The following is an 8594-nucleotide window of genomic DNA, read 5'->3' as shown; positions in this document are numbered from 1 at the left end:
TAAGTGCACTACAGTTAGAAAATGGAGAGCTTTTACTCGTCGTTTCTCCTCAGTTTAATGCCAATGCTATTCAGGATTATGCATTACGCTGGGAAATTGAAACCTTATTCAGTTGTCTCAAAGGACGCGGGTTTAATCTTGAAAATACGCGCTTGACAGACCCTAGACGAGTGAAAAAATTGATTGCGGTGTTAGCTATAAGCTTCTGTTGGTGTTACTTAACGGGTGAATGGCAACATGATCAAAAAAAAGCGATAAAAATAAAGAAGCATGGACGACTCTCAATGAGTTTATTTCGCTATGGTTTAGACTATGTTCAAATGGCGATTCAGCGTTTAATTGGTTTTGGGAAAAAAGAAGAGTTTAAGGAAATTTTGGCAATTTTAAGAAGGCAGAATCCTGATAGGATAAGGGTTCTGTGAAATTTGTCGTGTACAGAGCCGTTGTTTATAATAATGCTATCACTATCGAAAATATCCCATTAGAAGCCTATGACTACGTTGTAAATGGCAAGCCTGCACTCGAATGGGTTATGGAACGCCAAGGCGTATCTACGCATAAAGACAGTGGCATTGTGAATGATGCGAATGATTGGGCAATCGAAACAATGAATGATCCATCATACCCTCTCAATCTGTTTTTACGAGTGATTACTGTCAGTCTTGAAACAATGAAGATTGTTAGAAACTTACCTAAATTAGATATTTAGTATTAAAAAATGGGGGTGAACCCCCCCATTTTTTTTACAAAAAAAACCTAATAATAGTTTAAAAAATACAACTATTATTAGTTACAATATTAGTTTAACTTATAGTTTGGATATTGATATGAGTAATAGATTTAAAAAAGCAATGGAGAATACTGAGTTTACTCAAGATGACGTAAATTCAGATGCAAAGGTATCAGATGGTAAAGAAAAAAAAGATAAGGAACAAATCGTCACACGCAATAAATCAATCATCAATATTGAGAAAAACACACTACCAATAGCTAAACGTGTTCGTACTAAACATGGTCGCAACCTAACTATCCCACTCTTTGTTGAAGAACTTAACGTGATTGATGAAGCTGTTAAAAAACTTGGGCAAGATCAGAATATTTCGATTAGCGTATTCATTCGTGAGAGTATCTTGCAACAATGTAAAAAGGTTTTGGGTGCTAAAGAATATCAAGAGATATTGAATAATCAACTTAATGTTACTAAACCTAAAAAAGAACAATAAATAATAGTTGTATTTTTAGGTGTATAAACAGTTTTATGTATACAGTATTTTATAGTTTAATTTATCAATTAAATAATACGACTATAAATACAAACAAATAAACGATTATTTATTAATTTAAAGGTGTTTGTTAATGGCTAAGATTATAACTATAGCGAACCGAAAAGGTGGAGTTGGTAAGACTACACTAGCTACTAATTTAGCTGTATCGCTCAATCAAAAAGGAAAAAGCATACTGATTGATTGTGATGAACAACAATCATCTTCAAAATGGGCTAGACAACGTGGAGATATTGAGTGTCAGTGTATTCACGAAAATCTATTACTACAGCTTGAGAAATTAGATGCGGAATATGAGTACGTCCTAATAGATGTTGCAGGGCGAGATTCAACGGTCTTTCGTGAAGCTCTACTTGTATCCAATGTGCTAATAATCCCTACTCAGCCAAGCCTACTTGATCTGCAAGTATTGGACTACATGCAAGAGAAAGTTGCTGCTGCTAGAAAGACTAATAAAGATTTAGACGCATACGTGTTGATTAATAGAGCTTCAGTACGCTCAAATGAGCTAAATGACGCTGTGGAGCTTATTAACGAATATGAGCAGTTCAAACTACTAAAAACAGTGCTATTCGAGCGCAAACAGTATCGTGATGCGATTCTTGAATCAAAGTCAGTAACAGAAATGAATAGCTCGAAATCGAAAGACGAAATGAACGCTTTAATTATCGAATTGTTGTGATCGAGTCCACCAAGAACAACACCTCCATGCGAGGTGTTTTTTTGTAGAAACCTTTTACTTATAAAAAATCATTCTACAGGCACACACACAAAACGGATAATCAAACATAAATATTTGATTTATTTGTATTTTACTATTCCAATTTCCGCACTAAGTTTCCGAGGGGTTGTATAGTAATATTGATAATAAATAAACAATAAATATCAATAGCTTATAATTAAAATCTTGCATGAAAAAAATAAATAATATAAAACATGTTGGATATATATGAATAATTGTAGAAATACTCAAAAATAGAATGAAAAATAAAAAAACATCAAAAAAATAAAAAAGCGTGTCAAAAATAATTTAAGTATTTGAAATATATCATTATTAGTGATGACCTGTTAAAAAAAATACATGTCACTAAATATAAATAAATAAATAAATATTTATATATATTATATATTTATGTCAATATTTTTTGTGACACACTATTCTGACACACTATTAAAAAAACTGACACGCTATTGTTGACATGGAAAAATACGTGTCAATAGCAAGTCATAGATCGTGTCATTAGAATGATTGAAATAAGTATTTGAATTTGTTTTATATTTTTATTTTAATGACATGCTTTTTTGTTGTGACATGTTATTAATCTATATCCTATTTTCTGTATTCTACGGAAATGTATATGTGCATTTTTATATGCAAACTATTGGGCAAACTATTGAACAAACTATTGGTTGGTGATAGTATTTTTATTGTTTAGGCGTTTATATCAAGCATGGAGTCTCATGTGGATACTATTGAAAGTTCAGTTGTTAAGCAGCTCCCTATATTGACTGATCGCCAATATTTGTTATTGGAATTTCTAAAAGAGTATAGGGTTAAGAATCGGTACATGCCGACACATCGAGAGATTGCTACTTTTTTAGATATTAAATCAGCCAATGCAGCCCCTTATTTGGCTGCTTTGGAGAAAAAAGGTTATTTGCGGAGGAGTGCAGATCGGGTGAGACGTAATTTGGAATTAACGACTGCTGCTTATGAAAAACTCAGTTTGCAAGAATCTATTGGCGAAACCATATAAATGAAAAGTCCGGCACTGTTGAAGCAGTACCGGACTTTGAAAGTGTTTATCTAACTGTGCAGGCTAGATTTAATCATTTTCGCACATTTATATGCGTGTTTCAAATTTGACATCCTATTTTTTGGGAGTAATTTGTGTATGCGTAATTTAAATGAGTTGAATAGTAACTACCTTTTAATAGTTCGAGAAATTGAGGATAATTGTCGTTACTATGTTGAAAAAATAAGTAAAAAAAATGGGCGTAGTGATGCGTACATTCGTGCTTTGAAAAATAGTTGTTTGTTCTGTTTAGAATTTTCAATCCGTGAATTTAATCTAAGAACCACTGATGATGTTCTTAACTTTTTTTATTCATCTGAAGATAACCTACAGGTTTTTTTGGAGAAATATAAAGAATATTATGGTAGGAATAGAGTTGAGATTAACCATTCTGGTTTGATTAAATCTATATCTCCATACAGAATTGCGTTTAATTTTATTACGGATGAAATATTTGCTTTATATGGTACTAATCTTTGGTTGTCTTTAGGTGATAATGTATACAACAAAAACTATAATGCAACCGAGAGGTTTTTGTTTTGCTTGGATTGTATTTTTGAATTTAATAAGCCTACTGTTTACGAGTTAAAATCAAATAAGAAAAAGTTTCAGATTGTTGCAAGTTTAATTAATGATTATTGTGGTCATCAATTTATAACCTTTTCTATGATTACCAAGTATTTTGAAAGACAGTTTTTCCCAAATTTTGTAGAGTATTGTGATGGAGTTAATTACTCTGAGAGATCAAGTAAGCCTTATGTAGTGCTAGAAGCTATAGAAGCTTTAGCACATGCTCCACAGGGTTATTTAACTTCAATAATACCTAAAACAAATGTTTTAAACACACATAAATTATCGGATAGCGGTAGTGTTGTTGATGGTTCTTCTAACTTTAAGTACGTTGAAAGATTGAATGTTTCTTTACTACCGGATCAGCTTAGGTTGGAGCTTTATAATTATTGTTTTTATAAAACAGAGCCATTGCTAGATAAAAAAATTAATGAGCAATGGAAAGTTAGGAAATGCAAAGGGGATTTACCTAAAGAAACGGTTTTAGATGCTAAATTAATATCTAATTTTTATGTTTATACAAAGGACTTATACGTCCCCTCTTATTCTTCATTTGTTGGAGTAACAATTGCTCTTTTAAAAAAAGTATTAGAATTAGGTCTCCTAACTTATGGTGAATTAACTTTATTTAATGTTTATCAGCCTGATATTTTAAGGGCGGTGTTAGCTAATGACATTAAGAAAGACGGTTATGTGCTTATGTCTTTTTCTATGGTGATGCAGTATGCTAAAACTATTTGGCATCCTGACCATTGTTTTTTCTGTGAATTTTCTCGTGAAATTATCTGTGATTATTATAATGTGTCATCTGATGATGTTATTGAAATGTCAAAGAAAAATTATGACAGCTTGTTTACTATTTATGAAAAAATTAAACCGTTTATAAAGACAAGTCCAAGATCGCATAATGCTAGAAATGAAAAAATTATTGAGCTAGACAGTCCTGCTAGTTATGTTTTTGATGCTTTAAAAAAAGCATACTTGGATTTAGATATTTATTTAAATTCAAATAATCATCAAATAAAAGTTAAATATTATTGTGTTGTCAGAGATATTATTCTTGTTGAATGTCTCCTTATTTGTCCTTTAAGAGTAAGAAATTGGGCAGACATGAAAATTGGTTTTCATAAAGAAGATGAATGTATTTATAAAGATAAAGATGGGATATATAAAATAAGCATCCCGAAATCCCAATTCAAAAACTATAAACAAAGGAATATCCCTGAGAGGTTTCAATTAAGCATTCCTGAGAATCTAACGCATATATTAGATCTTTATGTCGATACGATTCGTCCATTGTTTATGAGCGAAACCGAACCCCATGAGTATTTTTTTGTTTCAAGCCTTGGAAGAAAACAAACCGGCACAGCTATTAGCACATGTACTCGGAAATTTACTGCCTTATATGCGGATCAATCTATTAAGTCGGGTGGGATTGGCGCACATTATTTTAGGCATATAGTAGCGACCACCTATTTAAAGATACATAGAGGGGCATTTGGTTATGTCGCTTTAATTTTGTTGGATAGCGAGGAGGTTATTAGGCGACATTATGGGCATCTTGACCACGAGGATGCTATTGGAGATTGGAAGAAAAATTTATCAAATATTAGAAATGCAGCGTTGGGGTAATTATGAACAATTTAGATATTCAAAATATTGTTGATGGGTTTAATTCTAATATTTTACATTACGCACAACTGTTGTTTCCTAATGGTAAGAAACAAGGGAGTTATTGGGTAACAGGTGATGTTTATGATACCCCTGCTACCAACCAAGGATCGTTTAAAATAGGTTTGAGTGGACGTTTTTTAGGGATGTGTAGAGATTTTAGTGGTGATGCTGCTAAAAATTCCACGTTAGAAAGTTATGATCTTCTTGAGGTCTTGAGTATTAGGTTGAATGGAGATAAAGCAAAAGCCATCAAAGAAGCTCAGGAACTTTTAGGTATAAGTAGTAATCAAAACTTTAAGACCAATATAAAAACCAAGCAAAAGCCTTTGGTTAAAAAAACCGAAACAGCGCAAGAAGTTAAAGTAGAGCCGTTGGATGAAAAGTCTAGGAGTTGGCAACAGACCCTACATAAGGAATTACTAAATAATGAATCTGCAATGGAATATTTATATGCAAGATCATTAAAGAAAGAGACTATTGTTGAGTTTCAGCTCGGATTGACAAGAAAGACCACCACTCCCGATGGCGAGGTTAGATCTAAAGCTTTAGCAACACCAATCCGCTTGATGAATGGTGAGTTTGCAAAGCAACAGTATTTCTATGTTATCCCCCATGTCACTGAGAATCCTATCGCCTCAAATGGGTGGGGCAAAAGTCCGGTTGGTATATATTTTTCACACACCCACAATAAACAACGTAATTTGATTGTTTGCGAGGGCATGAAAGATGTGTGGGTTCTTTATCAAAATTTAAAAGAAAATGACTTATTAGATGATTATCTAGTTTGCTCAGGAACGCATGGTACAAGCATTCCTGAACAAATGAAAAACCCCGATTTTTGGGCTAAGTTTGACAAAATCTATCTAACTCAAGATTTCGATAAAGCCGGTGACACGATGGCTGAAAAAATATCGGAATTTATCGTTGGAGACTGCTATCGAGTCAGATGCCCGGCGCATTATGCTAATCCAAAATTTGAAAAAGACGGTACAGAAAAGCCGAGTGACCAATGGGGGGCTGATTGGACTGATTTCTTTAGATCGGACGGCTGTATTGATGAATTTTTATCTTTACTTGAAGAAGCTCCTGTTTGCTCTATTACAGTTGAAACGATTGATAACAATGATCCGTTCAATGTAAAAAATGCGGTGGGGCGATTCCACGTTGCCCCGATTGACATCAATGGGGCTTACATTAATCGCAAAATGTACTATCCGGTGCAGACATTAATGAGAAAAAAAGAGACCGATGAATACGGTCAGGAATATATTAGTGAACGCTATGAAACTGTGGTTGTTAGCTCAGATGGTGTGATTAACAAATCAGTTAAATCCCCTGCACCTCCCGGAACACCGGACTCTGAACGTGTAATTAGATTGACCGATGGCACGTTAATTCGAGCAGAACCAAAGCCAAATGATTACAGCTCTTGGAGTTGGAATAGCATTGAATCCTACATATCAGGCAGATCAAAAATTAGATCTGCTAAGGATATTTATACTGATATTCACAATGTACTAAAGCAATCTGTATGGCTTCCTGTACCTGAAGATTACTGCATACTATCACTAACGGTGATTGCTACTTATGTTCAAAACATCTTTGAATCTGTACCCATTATATTCCTAAATGGACGAGCCGGCTCAGGCAAATCTCAAACAGGGATTGTGATGTCTAAGCTTTCATGCAATGGCTCAGTGATCGGACAAGTCAGTGCTGCAACTGCTGCAAGGCATATTGACGCATCGAGAGGTTTTGTTGTGTTCGATGATTTAGAGGGTATCGCAAGCAAAGGTGGTCGAGACGGAACTCAATTTAGTGATCTAGTTCAAGCACTTAAAGTATCGTATAACAAAAACACTTCGGAGAAAATTTGGACTGACGTTAAGACGATGAAAACTGAGCGTCTTAACTTTTTCGGCATAAAATTAATATCGAACACCCAAGGATCTGATGATATTTTGAGTACACGTATGTTGCGTATTCAAACACTTATCATGCCTGACAGTGAAAAAGGTAAGATTAAAAAAATGGGAGCATCTGACTTCTTGCATGTTGAGAAGTTACGACAAGAATTACATCAATGGGCTTTTGCTAAATGTAATGAAATTGAAGATATTTCGCTTACACATACAGAAAAAACAGGTCGATTCGATGAAATTGCACTCCCCTTGCGTGTGATCGCTTCGCTCGTTGGCAAGGAGTGTGCAGATGAACTTGAAGTCGGTCTTAATAAGCAGAAAACAGTCAAATTTGAGAGTAATGACCCCATAGAGGTGTTGCGTGAAGCTGTCAAAAATCTAATTAAAAATGGGTTTATCCGCTTTACTGTTACTCAGCTTATTCTTGAATTACGAACAATGCTTGACGATAACTATGGCGCAAGCATGACAAACGAAATCCCGGAATGGGAACGCCCTGAATGGGTTGGTCGTCAATTACGGACTCTTGGTTTGCTTGATAGTGTTGATCTAGGTCGAGCAGTATTGTACGGTAAGCGGTTAAAGGTGATGCAGTTCAATGACTATGCTGTAAATGAAGTGATCGAAGAAATTGGCTCTACTATAGACAATCTTCAAGAGCCATTCGCTTTCTGTGCCGGATGCGCTTCATGCCCTTATGCGAATACCAATTGTGGGTTTCGTGAGGAAAGACTCAAAAAAGAGCAAAAAAATATCAATGTTAAATATAACTAATATTTAATGTAAAAACAAAAACCATTTATACAACTAAAAATAGTTGTATAAATGGTTTTTGTTTTTATGGTTTTAGTGAAACTATTTATAATGTTTAATTATGCCACCATTTGTACATGTTAATATTTATATTCTTTTATAATTAGATACTTATATAAAACATAATAAAAAATAATGGCTTGTTGCACAGTGAAGATTATCGTACTCGTTATGCAGACAACTTGACTAAAGAGTTACCACGTATCCCATGCGTAAAAAAAGCCGAAGATTTCTGGGCATTCTCGAAAGCCGGGCGTGATTTAGCTCATTGGCACTTAAACTATGAAACCGTAGAGCCATATAAAGCTAAATTAGATCTAAAAGGTAGAAGTGTCCGAGAGCTTCAGGAACATGATTACTATGTGACTAAAATGAAATTCATTAAAAAAGATCAAAAAGATACCGTTGTTTCTCTGTACACGACAAAAATAGATAACTCATTGAAATAATGTCATAATAATTGTTTTCTAACGACGAATACTATGACACATCTCAATGAGTTATATCTTATCTTAAACAAATCTCTAAAATGGAAC

At 34.1% G+C, this 8594-nt stretch carries 7 protein-coding genes and 1 pseudogene; all 8 read left to right on the top strand.

What is annotated here, in order from left to right:
- Nucleotides 1-422 (top strand): transposase (locus tag HYG88_RS14750; RefSeq protein ID WP_000309238.1); only part of this gene is annotated, 422 nt, incomplete at its 5' end.
- A 20-nt stretch (nt 423-442) separates the two neighbouring features.
- Nucleotides 443-709, top strand: a pseudogene (locus tag HYG88_RS14745) (type ISP restriction/modification enzyme); the annotation flags it as partial.
- A gap of 118 nt (nt 710-827) precedes the next feature.
- Nucleotides 828-1223, top strand: coding sequence for a hypothetical protein (locus tag HYG88_RS14740; RefSeq protein ID WP_107010074.1), 396 nt, complete (start codon nt 828-830; stop codon nt 1221-1223).
- Between the two features lie 133 nt (nt 1224-1356).
- Nucleotides 1357-1965 carry an AAA family ATPase gene (locus HYG88_RS14735; protein WP_107010075.1) on the top strand — a complete coding sequence of 203 codons (609 nt, stop codon included), beginning with the start codon at nt 1357-1359 and terminating at the stop codon, nt 1963-1965.
- Between the two features lie 781 nt (nt 1966-2746).
- Nucleotides 2747-3040: a LexA family transcriptional regulator gene (locus HYG88_RS14730; RefSeq protein ID WP_162622368.1), complete on the top strand. Its 294-nt coding sequence runs from the start codon at nt 2747-2749 to the stop codon at nt 3038-3040.
- Nucleotides 3041-3178: 138 nt separating this feature from the next.
- Nucleotides 3179-5281: a hypothetical protein gene (locus tag HYG88_RS14725; protein ID WP_107010077.1), complete on the top strand. Its 2103-nt coding sequence runs from the start codon at nt 3179-3181 to the stop codon at nt 5279-5281.
- Between the two features lie 2 nt (nt 5282-5283).
- On the top strand, nt 5284-8019 hold the full coding sequence (locus HYG88_RS14720) for a hypothetical protein (RefSeq protein WP_107010078.1): 2736 nt from the start codon (nt 5284-5286) through the stop codon (nt 8017-8019).
- Between the two features lie 179 nt (nt 8020-8198).
- Nucleotides 8199-8507 (top strand): type ISP restriction/modification enzyme, encoded by a 309-nt coding sequence (locus tag HYG88_RS14715; RefSeq protein WP_306172540.1) that lies wholly within the window; start codon nt 8199-8201, stop codon nt 8505-8507.
- Nucleotides 8508-8594: the final 87 nt, after the last annotated feature.

This window comes from Acinetobacter sp. SwsAc4 (genome assembly GCF_013391535.1).
Classification (GTDB): domain Bacteria; phylum Pseudomonadota; class Gammaproteobacteria; order Pseudomonadales; family Moraxellaceae; genus Acinetobacter.
Note: the sequence above shows the minus strand (reverse complement) of the source record. Positions and strands in the feature narration are given on the sequence as shown.